The following is a 21014-nucleotide window of genomic DNA, read 5'->3' on the forward strand; positions in this document are numbered from 1 at the left end:
GCAGGCCACGGCCTGCATTCTAAAAACGATACTCGTGACTTTAGAAGGGCGGACTGGAGCCGTCAAGGAAATTTAGGCCCTGATTCGGGCGGGCAGTAGAATGGTTCGGCAACCCGTGCGTCATGGGGCCCATCCAACAGAAAGCCATAATGCGAGTTCTAGCAGCCATGAGCGGCGGGGTTGACTCCGCTGTCGCAGCCGCCCGCGCCGTCGAGGCGGGGCACGACGTCGTCGGCGTTCACCTCGCGCTGTCCAGGATGCCGGGCACCCTGCGCACCGGCAGCAGGGGCTGCTGCACCATTGAAGATTCGCGCGATGCCTGGCGGGCCTGCGACGTCCTGGGAATTCCCTATTATGTGTGGGATTTCTCGGAGCGGTTCAAGGAAGATGTGGTCCAGGACTTCATCGACGAATACGCCGACGGCCGCACCCCCAACCCCTGCATGCGCTGCAACGAGCGCATCAAGTTCGCCGCCCTGCTTGAAAAGGCGATCGCCCTTGGGTTCGATGCCGTCTGCACGGGCCACTACGCCAAGGTCATCGAGGACGCCGACGGAAACCGCCAGCTGCACCGCGCCGCCGACTGGGCCAAGGACCAGAGCTACGTCCTGGGCGTGCTCACCCACGAGCAGCTGAAGCACTCCATGTTCCCGCTGGCGGACACCCCGTCGAAGGCGGAGGTGCGCGCCGAGGCCGAACGGCGCGGGCTGTCTGTGGCCAACAAGCCGGACAGCCACGACATCTGCTTCATCCCGGACGGCGACACCGCCGGATGGCTCGCGGAAAAGATCGACATGACCCCGGGCGACATCGTGGATGAAACCGGTGCCAAGGTGGGCGAACATGGCGGAGCGAACGCGTTCACCGTGGGTCAGCGGCGGGGCCTGAAGCTTGGCCGGCCGGCGGCGGACGGCAAGCCGCGGTTCGTGCTGGAGATCCGGCCGAAGGAAAACAAGGTGGTGGTGGGGCCCGAGGCCCTGCTGGCCATCGACGAAATCCGCGGCATCAAGGTTTCCTGGGCCGGCCTGCCCATCGATGAGGTTGGCTCCGGCGCCGACTTTGACTGCCATGCCCAGGTCCGCGCGCACGGCGACCCCGTTCCTGCCATTGCACGGATGGAGCGGGTGGCCGACGACGAGGGGATCGTGCGCGACAGCCTCGTGGTGACCCTGACGGATCCCCTGCGCGGTGTTTCGCCGGGCCAGACCGTGGTCCTGTACCAGGGCAGCCGGGTCCTCGGCCAGGCGACCATCGACGCCGCGCGTTCCCTGCAGCGGGCAGAACTTTAACCGTGCCCTGGTTTCCGGAGTGAGAACGGCCGGCGGAGTGATCCGCCGGCCGTTTTTTGTTGCCATTTCCCGGTTCCCGACCGTTCGGTCAGCGGAAGGCAAGTCCTTCTGGTAAATTTTGTGTCTCAACTCACACGATGCAATGTTTCACCGGGCAACCATCTGGTTGAATCAGAGGCATCAGCGGGCTGCCCGCACACGAGTCAGACCGGGCACCCCGCGCGTACTCACCGAACAGAAAGTTCACAGATGGCAAAGAATCAGAGGGCCTTGCGGAGCGCTATCGCGCTGGCAGGCGTTTCCGCTTTCGCACTCACCGCCTGCACCGGCCCGTCCGGAGGTGGCGGCACGTCCACCGGTGGCGCCGGCGGAGGCACCATCACCTACGGGACCACGGACAAAGTTGTCACCCTCGACCCCGCCGGCTCCTACGATGCCGGCTCGTTCATGGTGATGAACCAGATCTATCCCTTCCTCATGAACTCCAAGCCGGGCAGCGCCGACGCCGTCCCGGACATCGCCGAATCGGCGTCGTTCACCACCCCCACTGAGTACACCGTCAAGCTCAAGCCCGGACTCAAGTTCGCCAACGGCCACGCACTGACCTCCTCCGACGTCAAGTTCTCGATCGACCGCGTGGTCAAGATTGCCGACCCCAACGGTCCGGCCGCCCTGCTGTCCAACCTGAAGTCCGTGGCGGCCAAGGACGACTCGACCGTGGTCTTCACCCTCAAGGCCGGCAACGACCAGGTCTTCCCCGGCGTGCTGGCCGCCAACTCCGGCCCGATCGTCGACGAGGAGGTCTTCCCGGCGGACAAGGTCCTCAGCGACGACGAGATCGTCAAGGGCAAGCCGTTCGCCGGGCCGTACACCATCGAGAGCTACAAGAAGAACGAGCTCGTCAGCCTCAAGGCCAACCCGGATTACCAGGGGCTCCTGGGCAAGCCGGCCAACGCCGGCGCCAACATCAAGTACTACGCCGACTCCAACAACCTGAAGCTGGACGTCCAGCAGGGCAACATCGACGTCGCCGGCCGCAGCCTGACGGCCACCGACGCCGCCGACCTTGAGAAGGACTCGAAGGTCAAGGTGCACAAGGGCCCCGGCGGCGAACTCCGCTACATCGTCTTCAACTTCGACACGATGCCGTTCGGTGCCAAGACGGCCGACGCCGACGCCAAGAAGGCGCTCGCCGTCCGCCAGGCGATGGCGGACATCGTGGACCGCGAGGCCATCGCCACCCAGGTCTACAAGGGCACCTACCTGCCCGCCTACTCCGTTGTTCCGGACGGCTTCAACGGCGCCATCCAGCCGCTGAAGGAAATGTATGGCGACGGCAACGGCAAGCCCAGCCTGGACAAGGCCAAGAAGGCCTTCTCCGACGCCGGCATCACCGGCACCGTCAACATCAAGCTGCAGTACAACCCGGACCACTACGGCAAGTCCTCAGGCGACGAGTACGCCATGATCAAGGAACAGCTGGAAAAGTCGGGCCTGTTCAAGGTTGACCTCCAGTCCACCGAATGGGTCACCTACTCGAAGGCCCGCGCCACCGACGCGTACCCGGTCTTCCAGCTCGGGTGGTTCCCGGACTATTCCGACGCCGACAACTACCTCACGCCGTTCTTTGTCCCCGGCAACTTCCTGAAGAACCACTACGAAAATCCTGTGGTCACCGAGCTGGTGAGGAAGCAGCTCACCACGGTGGACAAGGGTGAACGCGAGAAGGTGCTGGGTGAGGCGCAGACCGCCGTCGCCAAGGACCTCTCCACCCTGCCGCTGCTGCAGGGCGCGCAGCTCATGGTTGCGGGGGCCGACGTCAAGGGCGTGGACCAGACCCTCGACGCTTCGTTCAAGACCCGCCTCGGAGTGATCTCGAAGTAGGGCTCCACCCCATCAGGTCCTGGCCAGCCAAGGAGGCGGGACGCCTTCCCGGCGTCCCGCCTTCCTGCTGGCCAGTGAACAGCCGATTCCGGTTCCGTTGTGGACCCGGAAACACAGAATCAGGCAGTAATGACAACTCTCATCGAGGCGCCGCCAAGTGACGCCGACGGCCTTTTGCCGACTAAGAAAAAGAAGTCCGGCGGGGGACTGGGCCAATACCTCCTGATCAGGTTCCTCCTGATCTTTCCGACAATTTTCATCCTGGTCACCATGGTGTTCTTCCTCATGAGGATCACCGGCGATCCCATCACGGCCGCGCTGGGCGGCCGGCTGCCCCCGGACCAGCTGCAGGAACGGATCCATGCGGCAGGCTATGACCGTCCGCTTCCCGTGCAGTACTTCGAATACCTCGGCCAGCTGGTTACCGGCAATTTCGGAACCACGCTGTCCGACAACCGCAGGGTCACGGAGATGCTGGTAACCTACGGCTCAGCCACCCTGGAACTGACCATCAACGCGCTGATCGTCGCACTGCTGGTGGGCATTCCGTTCGGGATGATCGCCGCGCACCGCCGTGACCACCTGCCCGACGCCGTGCTGCGCGTCTTTGCCATCCTCTGCTATGCCACTCCGGTGTTCTTTGCGGGGCTCCTGCTGAAGCTGACCTTCTCCGTCTGGCTTGGCTGGCTCCCCGTGGCGGGCCGGGCCAAGACCTCCACCGAACTGGCACTCACCGGGCTCCAGGCGCCCACGGGAATCTATTGGCTGGACGCGCTCAGAAGCGGCAACATGGCCGCCTTCGGCGACGTGATGGCGCACGCCGTCCTGCCCGCCGTCGCGCTGGGCCTGCTGACGGCCGGCATCTTCCTCCGGCTGGTGCGCACCAACGTCATTGGAACCCTCGGCCGGGACTACATCGAGGCGGGACGCTCACGGGGCGTCAGCGAATTCCGGCTGGTCACCAAGCACGCCTACAAGCCGGCCCTGATCCCCATCATCACCGTGATGGGCCTGCAGATCGCCGTGCTGCTGGGCGGCGCCGTGCTCACCGAGACCACCTTCGAGTGGAAGGGGCTGGGCTTCCAGCTGGCCAACTACCTGACCGCCCGTGACTTTGTGGCCGTCCAGGGCATCGTGGTGCTCCTGGCCGTCATCGTTGCCGTCACCAACTTCATCGTGGACATCGTGGCCGCGCTGATCGACCCCCGTGTGAGGTACTGACATGAGCACTGCCACTCCGGTGGAAACCACCGTGGACCGCAGGGCACCGCTGTTCAAGCGGCTGCCCGTGATCTCCCATTTCAATAAGAGCGTCGGACTCCAGCGCGGCATGCTCGTCGTCGGCCTCGTCCTGACCGGCGTGTTCCTCCTGACAGCCATCTTCGCGCCCCTGCTGGCCCCCTACGGATTCTCCCAGCTGTCCGACGCCGACGGCAGCTTCCCCACGCAGCAGCCGCCCGGTGGCAAGCACCTGCTGGGCACCACCGTGGGCGGCTACGATGTCCTGTCCCGGGTCATCTGGGGCTCCCAGACCGCCATCCTCGTGATCATGGTCGCCGTGGTGCTGTCCATCTTCGCCGGCGTCATCCTCGGCCTGGTGAGCGGATACCTCGGCGGCTGGCTCGACCGCGTACTCGTCGTGGTGGCGGACGCCGTTTACGCGTTCCCGTCACTGCTGGTGGCCATCGTCATGGCCATCGTCATCAGCGGCGGCGAGTCCAGCCTCCTTGGCGGGGTGTTCGCGGCGGCTATCTCCATCACCGTGGTGTTCATCCCGCAGTACTTCCGGGTCATCAGGGCGGAGACCATCAGGCTCAAGGCGGAACCCTTCGTCGAGTCGGCGAAGGTGGTGGGTGCCTCCAGCATCCGCATCATGGGCCGGCACATCTACCGGAACGCCACCCGCACCCTGCCGCTGATCTTCACGCTGAATGCCTCCGAAGCGATCCTGACCCTGGCGGGCCTGGGCTTCCTGGGCTTCGGCATCGAGCCCTCGTCCGCGGCCGAATGGGGCTTCGACCTCAACAAGGCCCTGGCGGACACCACGTCCGGGATCTGGTGGACCGGCGTGTTCCCGGGTCTCGCCATCGTCTGGACCGTGCTTGGCCTCACCCTCGTGGGCGAGAGCATCAACGACCTCAACGATCCCCGCCTCCGCGGCCGCAAGCGTGCCGGGAACAAGGGCGGACCGGACTCGACCCTGGCGGCCCAGGCAGCCATTTCAGCAGATGTGAGAAGCTCATGACCATCAATATCGGATCTGTTTCTGACCGGCATGCGGCCGGCGCCGGACCGGTGCTGGACATCGACCATCTCAAGGTCACGTTCGCCACCGACGCCGGGGATGTCCACGCCGTCAAGGACGTGAGCCTCGAAGTGAAGGCCGGCGAAGTGCTCGCCATCGTCGGTGAATCCGGCTCCGGCAAGACCGTGACGGCCAAGACCATCCTGGGCCTGCTGCCGGAAACCGCCATCAGCTCCGGCGCCGTGGTGATCAACGGCAGCAACGTCATCAGCGTCTCTCCGGGCCGGCTCCGCCAGATCCGGGGCCGGGACGTGGCCATGGTCTTCCAGGAGCCGTCCACGGCACTGAACCCCGTGTTCACCGTCGGCTGGCAGATCGCCGAAGGGATCCTCGCCCACGTGGGACGCGAGGGCGGCAAACGGGTCACGGCGAAGGAGGCCAAGGCCAGGGCCATCGAGGCCCTGCGCAAGGTGGGCATCCCGGACCCGGAGACGCGCGTCAACTACTACCCCCACCAGTTCTCCGGCGGCCAGAAGCAGCGCGTGGTCATCGCCGCCGCGCTCGCCCTGAACCCGGGGCTGATCGTGGCGGACGAGCCCACCACCGCCCTGGACGTCACCGTGCAGGCCGAGATCCTGGAACTCCTGCGGGACCTGCGGGACAAGTACGGGACGTCCATTGTCCTGATCACGCACAACATGGGTGTGGTGGCCGATCTTGCCGACCGCGTCGTGGTGATGTACCGGGGCGACGTCGTCGAGGAGGCCCCGGCGAAGACCCTCTTCGCCGAGCCGCGGCAGGAATACACCCGCAAGCTGCTCGCCGCCGTGCCGCACCTGGGCCGGCACTCGGCGTCGGAAGGGATGACTGAACGGGCGCACCAGGACGGCAAGGTCCTGGTGGAGGCGAAGGGCCTCACCATCGAATATCCCGGACGGCTGGGCAGCCCCGCCTTCAAGGCGGTGGACGGCGTCAGCTTCACGGTGTCCGAAGGTGAGGTGTTCGGACTCGTCGGCGAATCGGGGTCGGGAAAGACAACCATCGGCCGGGCCATCGCCGGGCTCAACCGGACCACCGGCGGAAGCCTGAACGTGCTCGGCTACGAGATGCTGAACTTCAAAGAACGGAGCTTCAAGCCGCTCCGGAAGGAGATCGGCTTCGTCTTCCAGGATCCGGCGGCATCCTTCAACCCGCAGCTGACCATCGGCGACTGCGTCGCCGAACCGCTGGTCATCCACACCAACCCGTCCCCGGCCCAGGCGCGCAAACGCGTCGGTGAGCTGCTGGAGTCAGTCCAGCTGCCGGCGTCGTACGCTGACCGTTTCCCGCATGAGCTCAGCGGCGGGCAGCGCCAGCGCGCTTCACTGGCCCGGGCGCTCATCCTGAACCCGAAACTGCTCATCGCGGATGAGCCGACGTCGGCACTGGATGTTTCGGTGCAGGCGAAGGTCCTGGAACTCTTCAAGGGAATCCAGCAGGAGTTCGGTTTCGCGGCGCTGTTCATCAGCCACGACCTCGCGGTGGTGGACATGCTGTCGCACTGGGTCGGGGTGCTGTACAAGGGCAAGCTCGTGGAGCAGGGGATCGGCCACCAGGTCATGGGTGCCCCGCAGCATGACTACACGAAGCGCCTCATCGCGTCGCTGCCTGTCCCGGATCCCGCCGAGCAGGCCAAGCGCCGGCAGGACCACCGCGCCCTGCTGGGCATCTAGCAGACCACGCGTCCCCGTCCTCAGCAGAGGACGGGGACGCGCGTCTTTCGGACGGCTACCCGGAAACCACCTTGATGTTGAACAGGCTGTCTCCCTGCTTCAGGAAGATCCGCAGCCACATGGGCAGCCACATCTCAAGCCCACGTGCCGCCTCGAGCGGGCCCAGGTCCCTGATGTGCTCGGGCCGCCAGCCGAATTCCCGCAGCAGTCCGGCCACCACGTCCTTGGCCTCCGCGTCATCACCGGCCATGAACACGTCGTGGTCCCCGCCAGCCAGCCGGTCCGGCGCCACCATGACATCGGCCCGCATGGTGTTCAGTGCCTTCACCACGCGGACAGTGGGAAACGCGCGCTGGATGGTCTCCGCCAGGCTGTCGGTGTTCGAGATGGAAAGTGACGGCGGGAATCCCGCCGAATGGTCCAGCGGATTGGCCACATCGATCAGCACCTTGCCGGCGAGGTTCGCCGTCCTGGCCGCGGCCAGCACGTCCAGTGACACCGCGCCGGGCGTCGCGTTGATGACAAGCTCGGCCTCCCCGGCGGCCTCCTGGAAAGTGGCTGCCTTTGCCCGCGGCCCCGCCTCCGCTGCCCACCGCACGGCGGCCTCGTTGGTTGCGGTCCGTGACCCGAGAACGACGTCGTGACCGGACTCCACGAGTTTTCCCGCCAAAGTCCTGCCCACCACGCCGGTACCAAGAACTGCGATCCTCATCTGCATCCTCCCTCATGGGTATGTGCGAAGACTTACATTCTCTGCCAGCATCCTTAACACGGGGAGAGAATCCGGCGCTGCCCATAGACTGGAACCATGACCGAGCTGAACCATGATCTGCCTGACACTGACTCCTACAATCCCGCCGCCAGCTCCCTGGCCGGGCATGTGGACCCTGCGGTGATGGCGGAACTGCTGTCGATCCGGTCGAGCATCGACAACATCGATGCAACCCTCGTCTACCTCCTCGCGGAGCGGTTCAAGGCGACGCAGAAGGTGGGATTCCTCAAGGCGGCCCACCGCCTCCCCGCCGGGGACCCCGGGCGCGAAACAGCCCAGATCGCCCGCCTGCGCCGGCTCGCCGAGGACGCGCAGCTTGACCCGGCGTTCGCAGAGAAGTTCCTGAACTTCATCATCGGCGAGGTGATCCGGCACCACGAGGCGATCGCCGAGGACCACAACGCCGCCGGGGGAGCGGGTAACGGGACGGCCAGCCCCTCCGCACCGCTCACCGCCTAAGCCGTGCCGGACGCAGACATCCAGCTGCCGGCCCAGGCAACGGCCACGGCCCTGGGACCCTGGCCGGGCCAGGACCCGGTGGAGGCCACCCGCATCATTCGGGGTGAGCTCGGCAGCCCGCACCTGCCTTTCCTCGCTGAGCTGCCCGACCGCGGCGTGGGCGCCGACGCCATAGGACGCACCGCGTCAGTCCTGGTGGACCTGGCGGTGGACGTCCAGCCGCACGGCTGGCGGATCGTTGACCGGCCCGGACGCGACATGGTCCGGGCAAGGTCCGCCCTGTCCACCGACATCAACGTGCTGGCCGACATCGCCGGGGAAGAGGACAGCGCGGCCGACGGGCTCAAGGTCCAGCTGCGGGGTCCCCTCAGCCTTGCGGCGGGACTGCACCTTCACAACGGTGAGCGTGCCCTGATCGACTATGGCGCCCGCCGCGACATCGCTGCCTCCCTGGCAGCCGGGGTTGGCGCGCACCTGGCCAAGGTGGCTGCCGCGGTGCCCGGTGCCAGGCTCGTGGTGCAGCTCGACGAACCGGACATCGCCTCGGTCCTCGCCGGCACCATCCCCACGTCCAGCGGCTACCGGACCCTGCGCTCCGTCGCCGGACAGGAGGTCACCGAGCTCTGGCGTGTAGTGATCGACGCCCTCCGCGAGGCCGGTGCCGCCGAAATCGCCATTGCGGTGCCGGAAATCGAGGCCCCGTTCGAAAGGATCCTGTCTGCGGGCGCGGACGCCATCGCCGTCCCGCTGCGGGCCCTGACCACCCGGCAGTGGGAACAGCTCGCCGAGGCCGTCGAGGCCGGCAAGCGGCTTTGGGCCGGAGCCCTGCAGGCTGACAGTCCGGGCGGCGTGCCCAAGGCATCCGGGGTGGTTGAATCCGTCCGGCGTCCGTGGCAGCAGCTCGGACTGCCGCTGGCGGCGCTCGGCACGGTGCGGGTCACTCCGTCGGGCGGCCTTGAAAACCAGTCGCCCGCCGCCGCCACGGAAGTCCTCACCCGCCTGACCCAGGTTGCCGACGGTCTGAACCAGCTCGCGCTCGGCTGAATTGCCGTGCCCGGCTGTGTGGGCTGCAGCGACTCAGCTTCGGCGCTCCCAGCGGTCCGGCCTGGCATACGCCGGCAGGAAGCCCGCCGAGGGATGTCCGGCCGGGTAGGGCTCCAGCCGGTAGTCGAAGTGGCCCGCATAAACCAGGATGAGGCCGAGCTGCGGCTGGATCACCTTCACCTGGATCCTGTGCCGCCCGGATTTGCCGGCTGCCGGGTCCCACCACTGCTCCGCATACGCTTTCGCGTCGAGGGCAGCCGGGAGGGGCAACCGGAGCGGGCCAAGGAACAGGCGGGATACTTCGGAAACTCCCCGCAGCCGGCCCTCCACTGTCACACAGAGGTGGAGGTCGGTGACCAGCCGGCGGTACCGGCCCACGTAGTCCACCAGGCGGGCCCGGTTGCCTGGGACGTGGGAACCGGCGCCGCCCGCCTCCACACTCGTGGTGTCCTGGAAAATCCTGGTGGTCCCGGGGAAGAAGATCTCCCGCCGGGCCGTCAGGCTGGAGCGGCCGTAGGGATCCAGGTGCGCATGGTTTTCGATCCGGAACGGGATACCCTCGCCGTACTCCGGGAAGAAGGCCTGCTCGCCTGCGGTCAGCCGCATCAGCGGCCGCAGCCACCGCTGCCTGCAGCCCACCACCTCGAATACGCCTTCGCCGACGCCAAAGGTGCCGGAGCCCGGGGCAAGTGAAAAATACTCCTGCAGTTCGGGCTGCAGATTGTAGAAGTCTGCGCCCAGGGCCTGGCAGTAGATCGGGTCAGTCATCACAGCCGTCCCGCCGCCTTAAGCCGGATGTAGGCGTCGGCCAGTGCCGGCGGCAGCTGGTGCGGCTCCGCGTCCACCACCTCCACGCCGAGCTGGCGCAGCTGGACACCCACGGCTTCCCGCTCGAGCAGGGCGCGTTCGGCGGCAGCGGCACGGAACACCTGGGCCGCCGTCGTCCTGTCCTGGAGCATCTCGCCCAGCAGCGGGTCACGGACCGACGCGACCACCACGACGTGCTGCCGGGCGAGCCGCGCCGCCATCGGAATGAGTCCTTCCTCCGGAGCGCCGCTGTCCAGCGAAGTCAGCAGGACCACGAGGGAACGGTGCGCCGAAACCGCACGGATCTGGGCCGGCACCTGTGCCCAGTCCAGCTCGATGAGTTCGGCCTGCAGCGGCGCCATGGCCTGCACCAGCTGGCCCAGCAGGTTGCTGCCCGCCGTCGTGCCTGCCCGGGCGCGCATCCTGCGGTCGAAGGCGAAGAAATCGACGCGGTCGCCGCCGCGTTCGGCCAGGACGCCCAGCAGCAGCGCGGCCTCCATGCCAGTGTCCAGCCGGGGTTCGTCATTCACGCGCGCAGCGGCGGTCCGGGATGTGTCCAGCATGATCACCACGCGGCGGTCGCGCTCCGGCCGCCAGGTGCGGACCACGACGGCGGACCGTCTCGCCGTCGCCCGCCAGTCGATGGAGCGGACGTCATCACCGCGGACATAGTCGCGCAGGGAGTCGAACTCCGTTCCGGCCCCGCGGATCTGCACTGCCGCCTTGCCGTCGAGCTCCCGCAGCCGGCGCAGTTTTGACGGCAGGTGCCGCCGTGAATTGAAGGGCGGCAGCACCCGCAGCGACCCGGGGACCTGCACCGTTTTCTGGCGGGCGGCCAGCCGGAGCGGCCCGAAGGAGCGGACGGTGATGTGGGGCGCCCGGAGATCACCGCGCCGGAGGGGCCTGAGCCGGACGCTGAGGCGGCGCCGTTCACCCGCGGGAACCTCTGCAGCCTGGACCGGGTTTTCCGCCCCGGCGGATGGCTGCCAGGCATCACGCACCACGGCCCTGAGCCTGCGCGTGCCGCGGTTATGCACCGTCAGCACAGCATCCGCGGTGCCCCCGAGCGTCACGTTGGCGGGCGCCGACCTTTTCACCGAAACCTGTTGCAGCGCCGCGGCCAGCAGCAGGTCCGCCAGGATCAGGGCGCCAAGGACCAGGAGTACGGCAAGTACGCCCGGCCAGCCGGGAAACAGCAGCACCGGCAGCAGCCCGGCCGCCGCCAGGAGTACCAGCCGTCCGGAAATGGCCATGGGATCAGCGGGGGACCGGGACGGAGGCCAGGATGCTGCCCAGCACGTCGTCCACCCGGACGCCGTCCATCAGGGCTTCGGGCCGGAGCGCCACACGGTGCCGCAGGCACGGCTGGGCCAGCGCCTTGACGTCATCCGGAGTGACAAAATGCCGGCCGGACAGCCAGGCCCAGGCACGTGAGGTGTTCAGCAGCGCCGTGGCACCGCGTGGCGAGACGCCGAGCTGGAAGGACGGGGCGGCGCGCGTTGCCCGGACCACGTCCACGATGTAGCCGAGCACCTCGGGCGAGATTTCGACGGCGGCCACGGCCTGCCGCGCCCGCTCCAGTTCATCGGCGCCTGCCACCGGGCGGATGCCGGCTGCGGCGAGGTCGCGGGGATCGAAGCCGGCGGCGTGCCTGCGGACCACCTCGATTTCGGCGGCCCGGTCCGGCAGGGGCATGGTGAGTTTGAGGAGGAAGCGGTCCAGCTGGGCCTCGGGCAGCGGGTAGGTGCCCTCATACTCCACGGGGTTCTGCGTGGCCGCCACGATGAACGGCACGGGCAGCCGGCGCGACACACCGTCCACGGACACCTGGCGTTCCTCCATGGCTTCCAGCAGCGAGGCCTGGGTCTTCGGCGGCGTCCTGTTGATTTCGTCCGCCAGGAGCATGTTGGTGAAAACGGGGCCTTCGCGGAAGCTGAACTCCGAATTGGCGGCGTCGTATACGAGGGATCCCGTGACGTCGCCGGGCATGAGGTCCGGGGTGAACTGCACGCGTTTGGTGTCCAGGCTCAAGGCAGCGGACAGGGCGCGGACCAGCAGCGTCTTGGCCACGCCCGGCACTCCTTCCAGCAGCACATGTCCGCGCGACAAGAGGGCGATGAGCATGCCGGTGACCGTGGAATCCTGGCCCACAACTGCCTTTGCCACCTCCTGCCGGACGTCCAGCAGCGCCTGCCGGACGGGATCCGGGGAATGGTCTGGCGTGCGCGGAGCGGCCATGGTGCCCACCCGCGCCTCGCCGTAGGTCCCGTCGCTGTAGGTGCCGTGCTGGTGCCCGTTTGGCTGCTGGCTCATCTGGCCTGTACCTCTTTCTCGAGTCGGACAAGGTCCTGGGCCCAGCGGACAAGCTGGGCCTCGGTTGCGGGACGGTGTTGCAGGATCTGCTGTATTTCTGCGGCGTTGCGGTCCAGGTGCCGGGCAGCGGCGGCCGCCACGTCAGAGCCGGCCACGTCGGTAAACCCAGCTGCGGTACCCACCCGGAGGGCTGAGGCAAGCCGGACGATGGTACCTGCCCGGAGGGTGTCCGCCGCCCGGGCAACGTCGTGGGCCTGGTGGTATAGGCGCGCCCTGCCCTCGGCGGTTTCCGCGGACTTCACCACAACAGGCAAAGGTTCAAAGACCAGCGGGCCCAGGCGGCGTCCGCGCCACAGCATGGCAAACAGGGCCACCACAATGAGCCACGGGGCCACAAACGCCGACCACGCCGGTGCAAGTTCGGCAAGGGTCTTCGGTGCGGGGTTGACCCCGAGGTCCGCGGGACCCGGCAGGTACCAGACGAGGTGTCCCTGGCTGCCCAGGGTCCTGAGGGTGAGGGCGGCGTTGCCGTTCGCGGCGAGGAACTGGTTGCTGATCACCGCCGTGCTGCCGATGACCACAAGATTTCCACTCTCTGCCGTGGCATAAACGCCCCGCCCGCCGGCACCGGCTCCGTAGCAGACGGTGCCGCCGGTGTAGAGGAAGCCGCCGTCGGCGCTGATGTCGCCGGCGGCCTGGGCGTCGGCAACGGCGCATCCGGGCTGCAGGGTCTGCTCAGAGCCAGGGACCACCCCGGCCTGCCGGATGGTGCTGCCGAGGCCGGCCAGCGTGGCGAGGCGCGGCGATACCACCACCAGCCGCTCCGTCTCTGCGAGCAGCCGGCGGAGCCTTTCGGGCTCGAGGAACCCGCGTTGGTCGTAGACCAGCACCGTCGAGCCGGACCCGCTGCCGGCGGCCGCACGCGCTGCTGCCACAGTTTCCTCGAACGACGCCGTCTGTTCGACAGTGACTCCTTGTCCATTCAGGATCTGGGCGGCCGCCCTGCCGCCTTGCGGACCGGGGTTGCGGATGGACAGCTCCTGGCTGTCGGCTCTTTGCGTCGACTGGAGTATGAGGATCACCGCAAGGGCAACGGCCACGGCAATGCCGAAGAGCACCCCCGCCCGGTGCCTGCGCAGCCAGCCAGCCCTCGGGCGCGAGGTTGCGACAAGAACACCCCCCGCCGCTTCCGGGCGTGCCGGCTCCGTGCCGGGATGAGGCATCACCGGGGCACCGCCAGTCCGCCGGGGCCGGGCTCTGCATAGGAAGGCGTGAGCCTTTCCAGGGCCGTGTCCAGCTCAACTACCGCGGCATAGTCGGCTGCTACGGCGGTCCCGCTGCCGTAGCGGACGGCGTCGAACATGCGGGCAGCAGCGTCGAGTTTGTCGCCGGCCGCCGGGAACGCGCGCGTGAGCTGTGCCGCAGCCTCGTCGGCTGTCCGGCCGGGCTGGGGATCCAGGACGGCCCGGTCCTCAGCGGAACTCACCAGGGCGCGGAACTGCTCGACGACGGCGGCCGCCCAGTCGCCGCCGGCGGCTGCGGTTTTTGCGCGCTCGCGGTAGTCGGCTGCCGTGGCGGCGGTCTCGGCGTCGAAAATTTCCTTCGGTGCGCGGCGGCGGGCATTCAGCCGGGGCCGCGCCAGGACGATGGCGACGCCTATCAGGATGGCGATGCCCAGGCCGATCAAGGGCGCCACCGGAGGTCCGTCGGCGGGCGACTGTCCGTCGGTCACGGACTGCAGCCAGTCGAGGAACTGCCGCCAGAGGGTTTCCAGCCAGCCGGGTGCGGCCTCCCGGTACTCGCGTTTGGAGAGCTCCTCCACCGCCCAGCGGCGCGCTTCTTCCCGGTCAGGCTGTACCGGCGGTTCCATGGCTGGCTGCAGCAGCACCGCCGCGTGCCGCAGGACCGGGACGAGGCCGACGGCGATCATCCCGGCATCGTTGGGGGGCCCGGTGGCGGCGGCCAACCTGCTGAATTTCCGTACGGCCCCTGTTGCTGGGGACCGGGCCGGTACGGGCCCTGTTGGTAAGGCCCGGGCTGGTAGGGCCAAGGCTGGCTGGGCCCCGCGCTGTTCCGGTCTGTGCTGTTCCGGCCTGCGCTGAAGACAGGGACGCCCCGGCCCGGGATGCCGCCGTCGTCGTTTCCGGTTTCCAGCAGCCGGAGCAGCGCAATATCCAAGCCGTCGTTGCGCATGCGCAAGTCCATGTAAAGCAGGGCCATGACCGAGGTCTGGAAGGCGAACGCCACCGCCCCGACGGCGGCGGAAACGACAGCCGTGGCCACACCGGCCACTACCTGCAGGGTGGCCGTCTGGCCGGCCGCTTCCTGGGGGCCGGCGACGGTGGTCAGCAGCCCGGAGAGCAGGGTGACCGGAATGAGGATGATCTGGCCGATGATGCCCACGAGGAGCGAGACGACGAGGACGATGCCGAGGATGCGCCACCAGCTTCCCCGGGTGACGGCCCAGGAGCGCCGGATGCCGTCCAGCGCTCCCAAATCCTCGACGACGATGACCGCGGGCGCCACCGTCAGCTTGACGGACACCCAGATCATGGCCGCAAAAAAGGCCAGAAACAGGGGAAGCACGATGACCAGCGACCCCGTGCCCATCGAATTGGCCAGCAGCGCGGTGGCCACGGCGATGAGGGCCACCAACAGCAGTACGGCGGCCACCCCGATCCCGGCCAGGCGGACCAGCGCCCACGCGCGGCTGCGTGCCAGGTGCCACATCTGCCGGAACCCGGTGTGCCGGTTGAGGATGGCCCTGGCCACGGGGACCACCATGGCCCCCTGCATCACCACGGAGATGAACACGGACACCAGGCCGACGAGCATGAAGCCGCCCGCCAGACCTGCGACGATCCCGGTCACCTCCGAAGTGCTGAGGTTCCCCAGCCAGGCCTCCGCGGAAGCATCGGAGGCCGGGGTGACCATCGGGACAACGGCGGTGATCACAGCACCCAGCGCCTGGGCCAGCAGGCCTGCGCCAAGCATGGCTTTGGGATTCCTCCGGATCGTCTGGAAGGCCCCGTCCATGATTTCGCCGAACATCAGCGGCCGCAGCGGCACCACGCCGGGTTTCGGCGGAGCCGCGTACATCGGGTAGGGAACTGCAGAGTACTGCCCGGCACCCCACTGGTGCGGAGGCCCGTAGGGCTGTTGTGCGCCGGACGGGTATGGCCCGGGCTGCTGGCTGCCCCACTGCGGGGGTGCGCCCCAGAGCTGCTGCTGCGGTGAAACCCACGGGCTATGGGGCTGGGAGCTGTTTGCGGAGGAGGGTTCCGGCGGGCGGTATTCAGGCCTTTGTCCGGACGGCGGGTGCTGCGGATCCTGCTCTGACAACCTGTTCCTCCCCAAGGTGCGCACCGGCCAACGGCCGGGCACCTCCAGACTATAGTTCCGCCGTCGGGCATCCTAGCTTCCGGGCCGGTTGGCTCCCGGGGCGGACCGCCGGCTGCCGTGTCCGCTGCCCCGGCACGCGCCCCGCCGAAAACTCCATCAATACGACAAAGCAAGGGCAATAAGGGAATATATAACTATGAAGGCACGCATTCTGGTGGTTGATGATGACGAGGCGCTCGCAGAAATGATCGGCATTGTCCTGCGCAACGACGGCTTTGAGCCCGTCTTCTGCGCGGACGGCGGACAGGCTCTGGACGTGTTTCGCTCGTCAAAGCCGGATCTGGTGCTCCTTGACCTGATGCTGCCGGGCACGGACGGCATCGAGGTATGCCGGCAGATCCGTTCCGAGTCGGACGTTCCGATCGTCATGCTGACGGCCAAGTCGGACACCTCCGATGTGGTCCGGGGACTGGAATCAGGTGCCGACGACTACGTCCCCAAGCCCTTCAAGCCCGCGGAACTCGTTGCCCGGGTGCGGGCACGCCTGCGCCCAGGTGACCAGAAGGCACCCGAGACGCTGCGCATCGCAGATATCACCATCGACGTCGCCGGCCACCTCGTCAGCCGCGGAGACGAGCGGATTTCGCTAACCCCCCTCGAGTTCGATCTCCTGGTGGCCCTGGCGCGCAAGCCCTGGCAGGTTTTCACCCGTGAGCTGCTCCTGGAGCAGGTCTGGGGCTACCGCCACGCGGCTGACACCCGGCTGGTCAATGTCCATGTCCAGCGCCTGCGGTCCAAGATTGAACGTGATCCGGAAGCCCCGGAAGTTGTATTGACGGTTCGTGGTGTCGGCTACAAAGCAGGGTCCTGAACCGCAGGGCCAGAATCCCCCTGAGGCGCCCGCGGGATCCGGTTCCGAAGCCCACGGCAGCGCTCCCGCGGCGGAGCATGCCCGGGACGCATCGCGCAAACCCGGTCCCCGTCCGGTCCCGGAGCACACCGACGCCTTTGGCGCCGGGCTCGCCAGGCTGCCCTCGCAGGCCCGGATCTGGCGGCGCCGCGCCCTGATCGTCGTGCTGCGGGTGGCACGCCTGGTGCGTACCGGCGTCGACCGCATCTTCCCCGGCATCCGGTACCTGCTGCGCTCCCTGCAGCGGCGGTGGCGCCGGTCGCTGCAGTTCCGCACCGTCCTGACCACCCTGCTGCTGTCCATCAGCTCGTTCGCGATCGTCGGCGCCTACCTGTCCAACCAGATCGCCAACAACCTCTTCCAGGAACGGCTGACCCAGGCGGAGTCCGAGACCCGCTACAACGTCAAGCAGGTGCAGGACACGTTCGACGGCGCCCAGGTCACCGACCAGTCCAGCGTGATCACGCTCGTCTACGACACCCTGAACGCGGTGGAGGGCAAGGGCTCGGTCATCCAGCGCCGCTACGTGTTTGAGGCGATGCCGGAGCAGACGAAGCCCCGTAACCGGTGGGTGGAATCGCGCGCCTCCGACCAGTTGACCATCAGCGTCATCCCGCCCGATCTCCGGAAGGCCGTCCAGGATTCCGGCAAGGAACAGTTCTGGGCTTCCACCGAATTCCCGGTGGGGACCGAGGACCGGCCCGGCATCGCCGTCGGCAACAAGGTCACCTTCAACGGCACTGTCTATGAGCTCTATCTGATCTACGACCTCAACACCGCACAGCAGACCCTCAACGAAATCCAGAACGTCCTCTGGGCCGGCGGCGCTGCGCTGATCCTCATGATCGGCGCGATCGCCTGGTATGTCACCCGCAACGTGGTGAGCCCGGTCAGCCATGCCGCTGTGGTGTCGGAAAAGCTGGCGGCGGGCCAGCTGCAGGAGCGCATGGTGGTCAAGGGCGAGGACGAGGTGGCCCGGCTCGGGGCGTCGTTTAACCACATGGCCGCAAGCCTGCAGGAGCAGATCACGCAGCTGGCCACGCTGTCCCAGATGCAGCAGCGCTTCGTGTCCGACGTCTCCCATGAGCTCCGCACGCCGCTGACCACCGTCCGGATGGCCGCCGAGGTGCTGTATGACGCCCGCAACGACTTTGACCCCATCAACAAGAGGTCGGCCGAACTGCTCTACAACCAGGTGGAAAGGTTCCAGTCATTGCTGGCGGACCTGCTGGAAATTTCCCGGTTCGACGCCGGCGTCGCCATGCTCGACGCCGAGGCGACGGACATCGTCCAGCTCATCTCGCATGTCATGGAGGGCGCGGCGCCCGTCGCCGAAGAATATGGTTCGAAGATGATGCTGAATGCACCGGAAGGCAGCGTTGTGGTGGAAATGGATTCCCGGCGCATCGACCGGATCCTGCGGAACCTGATCCTGAACGCCCTCGAACACGGCGAAGGCCGTCCCGTCAATATCTCCGTCGCTTCGAACGGGGACGCCGTTGCGGTCACTGTTCGGGACCATGGAATCGGCATGAGCCCGGCCGAGGCGGCACGGGTGTTCGATCGCTTCTGGCGCGCCGACCCCGCCCGGGCCCGCACCACCGGAGGCAGCGGCCTGGGCCTATCCATTGCCACCGAAGACACGAAACTGCACAACGGCTGGCTGCAGGCCTGGGGAAACACCGGCGTCGGTTCCAGCTTCCGGCTCACGCTGCCTCTTAAACAGGGCGGCACCATCACGAAGTCGCCGCTGCCGCTGGAACCTGCAGACGTGGGCCTCGGCACGCCCGGGGACCACAGTGTCCTTGTCCTGGGGCCCGGCGCCACCGCTGCGCCCAAGGACCCCGCGGCTGGAGACTCTGTGCCTCATGACTCCGCTGTTGGGGGCCTTGCTTCCGGGGGCCCTGTTTCCGGGGGCGCGGTGGTCGCCGACGACTCCGCAGGTGGCGTTGCGCCGGCCAGGGACTCCGCCGAAGCAGAGTCTTCCGCCTTCCGGCCGGGAACACCTGAAGCAGCGCGCACGGGGGAGCGCCCGTGAGCCGGGTGCGCCCCGCGGCCCGCGGACTGGCCGCGGGGCTGCTGGCCGTCGTGCTGCTATTCCTGGCATCGTGCGCCCAGATTCCGCGGTCCGGCCCCGTTGGAAAGAGCACGGACGAAAGCGCCGGAAATCCCAATGCGCCGGTGTTCTTTCCCGTGGCGCCGCGCACCGGGTCCAGTCCCGAAGCGGTCATCGAGGATTTCTACCTGGCAGGCAGCGGGTACGAGGATGACTACGCCGTGGCACGGCAGTACCTCACGCAGGCATCCTCGGTGGCCTGGAAGCCAGACCAGCGGACGCTGGTGTTCCGCTCCGAGCGTGTGGTGAAGACCGGCGCCGAGGGCGTCTACAACTACGAACTGGACGTTGCCTACTCAGTGGATTCCGACGGCGTGGCCACCCAGATGCCGGAGGGAACCAAGGAAAACATCCCCGTGACTCTGGTGCAGGTTGACGGCGAATGGCGCATCTCCAAGATCCCGGACGGCACCGCCATCCCCGAGGAGACCTTCAAGGTCATCTACGGCGCCTACCCCATCTACTTCTACGACCCCAGCTTCACCTATGCCGTCCCGGACGTCCGCTGGTTCATTAAAAAGAAGACCGTGAAATCCATGACGAGCGCCCTGCTCGGCGGCCCCGCCCCGTATCTGAAGGGCGCCGTCGTCAGCGCATTCCCGTCCGGAATGAAACTTGCCAGGGAATCGGTGCCCGTCGTCTCGGGCGCAGCCCAGGTCGATCTGTCGGCGAAGGAGCTGACCGACGCGTCCACCGAGGACCGGCTCAGGATGCAGACGCAGCTGGCCCTCACATTCCGCAGCCAGCCGGACGTCATCAACGTGGAGCTGCGGGCCAACCAGGACCTCGTCCGGGTGGAGGACAACGGCTCCGTGCTGCCGCCGGTCCAGAACAGAAATGTCCCCGCACGCCAGATCGCCGTCAGCAACAACGAGCTGGTGCGGTACGAGAACAACAGGGTGTCACCGTTGCCTGACATGCAGCCGGTGGCTGCCCTGAAACCGCGCTCGCCCGCCGAGTCGCCCGTCTCGCAGACGGTGGCCTTCCTGAACGGCAGCCGCAGCACGCTCTATTCGATGGTGCCCGGCCAGCCCGCGCGCGCCCTGACCACCCGCAGCACGCTGACGCACCCGTCATTCAGCCTGCATGACTGGCTGTGGACCGCGGGCCCCGGGGCGCAGGGCATCACGGAGCTGACCGCCTTCCGTCCCACGGGAATAGCCCAGGGTGCAGCGGTGCCTTCAGTAACGCTGACCCCGTCCTGGCTGGCCGGCCGCACGGTGAAGGACTTCCGGGTGTCCCGGGAAGGTGTCCGGGCACTGGTGATCTCCGAACAGAACGGTATTACGCGCGTGCAGGTGACCGGGATCATCCGCGGTGCTGACGGCACCCCCAAGGAACTGACCGCGCCCATCACGCTGCAGGCCAGCGGCAACCCGGACCAGGGAGTGTGGGTGAACGACACCACGGCTGTGGTCATGAAGGGTGACGGCACGGCTAACGTGACTCCCGAACTACTGTCGCTCACGTCGTCCCAGCCGCAGAAGCTCGCCCCGTGGCCGGGGCTGGTTTCCCTCAGCGCCGGCAACGGTCCGGAGGAGATCTACGCGCAGTCCAGGGACGGGGTCTTCCAGAGGCTCGGCAATGGCTGGTCGGCGCAGCTGAAGGGACCCACGGACCCGTCCTTCCCCGGCTGACCCTCGGTCCTTCCTGCGCGGGGCATCCCTGTCCGGAGGATTGAGGGCCGGCGCGTCTCCTGCCTCACGTTTTCCACATAATGGCCGCCCGCTCTTTTCCGGCCGGAGCCGTTGCACCACCCTTGAATCGTGGGAAGCCGGCGGACGGGCGACGGGCAGAGGACTTCGGCAGACCCGGATCTGCTGGTCCAGCCGCCATGGCATGCCCGCCACCGCGGGGAGCACAGGCTGCGCTTCCTGCAGGCCTGGGACCTGCTGGCGGGGGCCGCTGCCGACATTGTGGCCCTCGCGCTGCCCGTGGAATGCGTCTGCTGCGGCAAGGAGGACCTGGCGCTCTGTGCCGGATGCGAGCGCAGGCTCCGGATGCTCACCTGCCATCCCTTCCGGGCTGAGACCGGGGCGCCGGCGCTGATGGATACTGACGGGTCGGTGATCCTGCCGGTGGTCGCGGCGGGTATTTACCGTGAGGAGCTCTCACAGTCCA

17 protein-coding genes are annotated in these 21014 nt (G+C 67.6%); 10 read left to right on the forward strand and 7 right to left on the reverse strand.

Features of this window, described 5'->3' with window-relative positions; translation table 11 throughout:
* Nucleotides 1-149: 149 nt before the first annotated feature.
* The 5 genes from mnmA (at nt 150) to R5O87_RS21715 (ending at nt 7130) form a co-directional block, all read left to right on the forward strand.
* Nucleotides 150-1289, forward strand: coding sequence for a tRNA 2-thiouridine(34) synthase MnmA (gene mnmA / locus R5O87_RS21695; RefSeq protein WP_410554008.1), 1140 nt, complete (start codon nt 150-152; stop codon nt 1287-1289).
* A 249-nt stretch (nt 1290-1538) separates the two neighbouring features.
* Nucleotides 1539-3173 carry an ABC transporter substrate-binding protein gene (locus R5O87_RS21700; protein ID WP_410554009.1) on the forward strand — a complete coding sequence of 545 codons (1635 nt, stop codon included), beginning with the start codon at nt 1539-1541 and terminating at the stop codon, nt 3171-3173.
* Between the two features lie 129 nt (nt 3174-3302).
* On the forward strand, nt 3303-4394 hold the full coding sequence (locus tag R5O87_RS21705) for an ABC transporter permease (RefSeq protein WP_410554010.1): 1092 nt from the start codon (nt 3303-3305) through the stop codon (nt 4392-4394).
* 1 nt (nt 4395) lies between these two features.
* On the forward strand, nt 4396-5418 hold the full coding sequence (locus R5O87_RS21710; protein WP_410554011.1) for an ABC transporter permease: 1023 nt from the start codon (nt 4396-4398) through the stop codon (nt 5416-5418).
* Complete coding sequence (locus tag R5O87_RS21715) at nt 5415-7130, forward strand: ABC transporter ATP-binding protein (protein WP_410554012.1); 1716 nt, start codon at nt 5415-5417, stop codon at nt 7128-7130. The genes R5O87_RS21710 and R5O87_RS21715 overlap by 4 nt, the downstream gene beginning before the upstream one ends.
* Before the next feature lie 55 nt (nt 7131-7185).
* On the opposite strand, the gene R5O87_RS21720 is transcribed toward R5O87_RS21715, so the two are convergent.
* Entirely contained in the window at nt 7186-7842 is a 657-nt protein-coding gene (locus R5O87_RS21720; RefSeq protein ID WP_410554013.1) for an NADPH-dependent F420 reductase, read from the reverse strand.
* A gap of 96 nt (nt 7843-7938) precedes the next feature.
* Between R5O87_RS21720 and R5O87_RS21725 the strand changes: the two genes are divergently transcribed.
* Entirely contained in the window at nt 7939-8361 is a 423-nt protein-coding gene (locus R5O87_RS21725; protein WP_410554014.1) for a chorismate mutase, read from the forward strand.
* Between the two features lie 3 nt (nt 8362-8364).
* Nucleotides 8365-9405 carry a uroporphyrinogen decarboxylase/cobalamine-independent methonine synthase family protein gene (locus R5O87_RS21730; RefSeq protein WP_410554015.1) on the forward strand — a complete coding sequence of 347 codons (1041 nt, stop codon included), beginning with the start codon at nt 8365-8367 and terminating at the stop codon, nt 9403-9405.
* 33 nt (nt 9406-9438) lie between these two features.
* On the opposite strand, the gene R5O87_RS21735 is transcribed toward R5O87_RS21730, so the two are convergent.
* From R5O87_RS21735 to R5O87_RS21760, 6 genes are all read right to left on the reverse strand, one after another.
* Nucleotides 9439-10173, reverse strand: coding sequence for a DUF4166 domain-containing protein (locus R5O87_RS21735; RefSeq protein WP_410554016.1), 735 nt, complete (start codon nt 10171-10173; stop codon nt 9439-9441).
* The gene (locus R5O87_RS21740; protein ID WP_410554017.1) at nt 10173-11465 is read right to left on the reverse strand and encodes a DUF58 domain-containing protein; all 1293 of its coding nucleotides are present in this window, start codon (nt 11463-11465) and stop codon (nt 10173-10175) included. Before R5O87_RS21740 ends, R5O87_RS21735 begins: the two co-directional genes overlap by 1 nt.
* A gap of 4 nt (nt 11466-11469) precedes the next feature.
* Complete coding sequence (locus tag R5O87_RS21745; protein ID WP_410554096.1) at nt 11470-12450, reverse strand: AAA family ATPase; 981 nt, start codon at nt 12448-12450, stop codon at nt 11470-11472.
* A gap of 71 nt (nt 12451-12521) precedes the next feature.
* Complete coding sequence (locus tag R5O87_RS21750) at nt 12522-13643, reverse strand: DUF4350 domain-containing protein (protein ID WP_410554018.1); 1122 nt, start codon at nt 13641-13643, stop codon at nt 12522-12524.
* Nucleotides 13644-13747: 104 nt separating this feature from the next.
* Complete coding sequence (locus R5O87_RS21755) at nt 13748-14455, reverse strand: DUF4129 domain-containing protein (protein WP_410554019.1); 708 nt, start codon at nt 14453-14455, stop codon at nt 13748-13750.
* Nucleotides 14452-15867, reverse strand: a complete 1416-nt coding sequence (locus R5O87_RS21760) for a DUF7544 domain-containing protein (RefSeq protein WP_410554020.1) — start codon at nt 15865-15867, stop codon at nt 14452-14454. Before R5O87_RS21760 ends, R5O87_RS21755 begins: the two co-directional genes overlap by 4 nt.
* A gap of 196 nt (nt 15868-16063) precedes the next feature.
* On the opposite strand from R5O87_RS21760, the gene mtrA reads away from it, so the two are divergent.
* Genes mtrA through R5O87_RS21775 form a run of 3 tightly spaced genes read left to right on the forward strand, consistent with a single transcriptional unit; the run spans nt 16064 to nt 20530 of the window.
* On the forward strand, nt 16064-16738 hold the full coding sequence (mtrA, locus tag R5O87_RS21765) for an MtrAB system response regulator MtrA (protein ID WP_387097776.1): 675 nt from the start codon (nt 16064-16066) through the stop codon (nt 16736-16738).
* On the forward strand, nt 16710-18815 hold the full coding sequence (gene mtrB, locus R5O87_RS21770) for an MtrAB system histidine kinase MtrB (protein ID WP_410554021.1): 2106 nt from the start codon (nt 16710-16712) through the stop codon (nt 18813-18815). The genes mtrA and mtrB overlap by 29 nt, the downstream gene beginning before the upstream one ends.
* 5 nt (nt 18816-18820) lie before the next feature.
* Nucleotides 18821-20530 (forward strand): LpqB family beta-propeller domain-containing protein, encoded by a 1710-nt coding sequence (locus tag R5O87_RS21775; protein WP_410554097.1) that lies wholly within the window; start codon nt 18821-18823, stop codon nt 20528-20530.
* The last annotated feature ends 484 nt before the right edge of the window (nt 20531-21014 follow it).

The sequence above is a fragment of the Arthrobacter globiformis genome, assembly GCF_046536215.2.
In the GTDB taxonomy this organism is placed as follows: Bacteria; Actinomycetota; Actinomycetes; order Actinomycetales; family Micrococcaceae; genus Arthrobacter; species Arthrobacter globiformis_E.

What these genes read in the sequence shown, in the direction of transcription:
- R5O87_RS21745 (WP_410554096.1), bottom strand. Translation starts at nt 12,450, where the DNA reads ATGGCCGCTCCGCGCACGCCAGACCATTCCCCGGATCCCGTCCGGCAG.
- mtrA (WP_387097776.1), top strand. Translation starts at nt 16,064, where the DNA reads ATGAAGGCACGCATTCTGGTGGTTGATGATGACGAGGCGCTCGCAGAA.
- R5O87_RS21700 (WP_410554009.1), top strand. Translation starts at nt 1,539, where the DNA reads ATGGCAAAGAATCAGAGGGCCTTGCGGAGCGCTATCGCGCTGGCAGGC.
- R5O87_RS21720 (WP_410554013.1), bottom strand. Translation starts at nt 7,842, where the DNA reads ATGAGGATCGCAGTTCTTGGTACCGGCGTGGTGGGCAGGACTTTGGCG.
- R5O87_RS21735 (WP_410554016.1), bottom strand. Translation starts at nt 10,173, where the DNA reads ATGACTGACCCGATCTACTGCCAGGCCCTGGGCGCAGACTTCTACAAT.
- R5O87_RS21705 (WP_410554010.1), top strand. Translation starts at nt 3,303, where the DNA reads ATGACAACTCTCATCGAGGCGCCGCCAAGTGACGCCGACGGCCTTTTG.
- R5O87_RS21715 (WP_410554012.1), top strand. Translation starts at nt 5,415, where the DNA reads ATGACCATCAATATCGGATCTGTTTCTGACCGGCATGCGGCCGGCGCC.
- R5O87_RS21710 (WP_410554011.1), top strand. Translation starts at nt 4,396, where the DNA reads ATGAGCACTGCCACTCCGGTGGAAACCACCGTGGACCGCAGGGCACCG.
- R5O87_RS21740 (WP_410554017.1), bottom strand. Translation starts at nt 11,465, where the DNA reads ATGGCCATTTCCGGACGGCTGGTACTCCTGGCGGCGGCCGGGCTGCTG.
- R5O87_RS21755 (WP_410554019.1), bottom strand. Translation starts at nt 14,455, where the DNA reads ATGATCGCCGTCGGCCTCGTCCCGGTCCTGCGGCACGCGGCGGTGCTG.
- R5O87_RS21725 (WP_410554014.1), top strand. Translation starts at nt 7,939, where the DNA reads ATGACCGAGCTGAACCATGATCTGCCTGACACTGACTCCTACAATCCC.
- mnmA (WP_410554008.1), top strand. Translation starts at nt 150, where the DNA reads ATGCGAGTTCTAGCAGCCATGAGCGGCGGGGTTGACTCCGCTGTCGCA.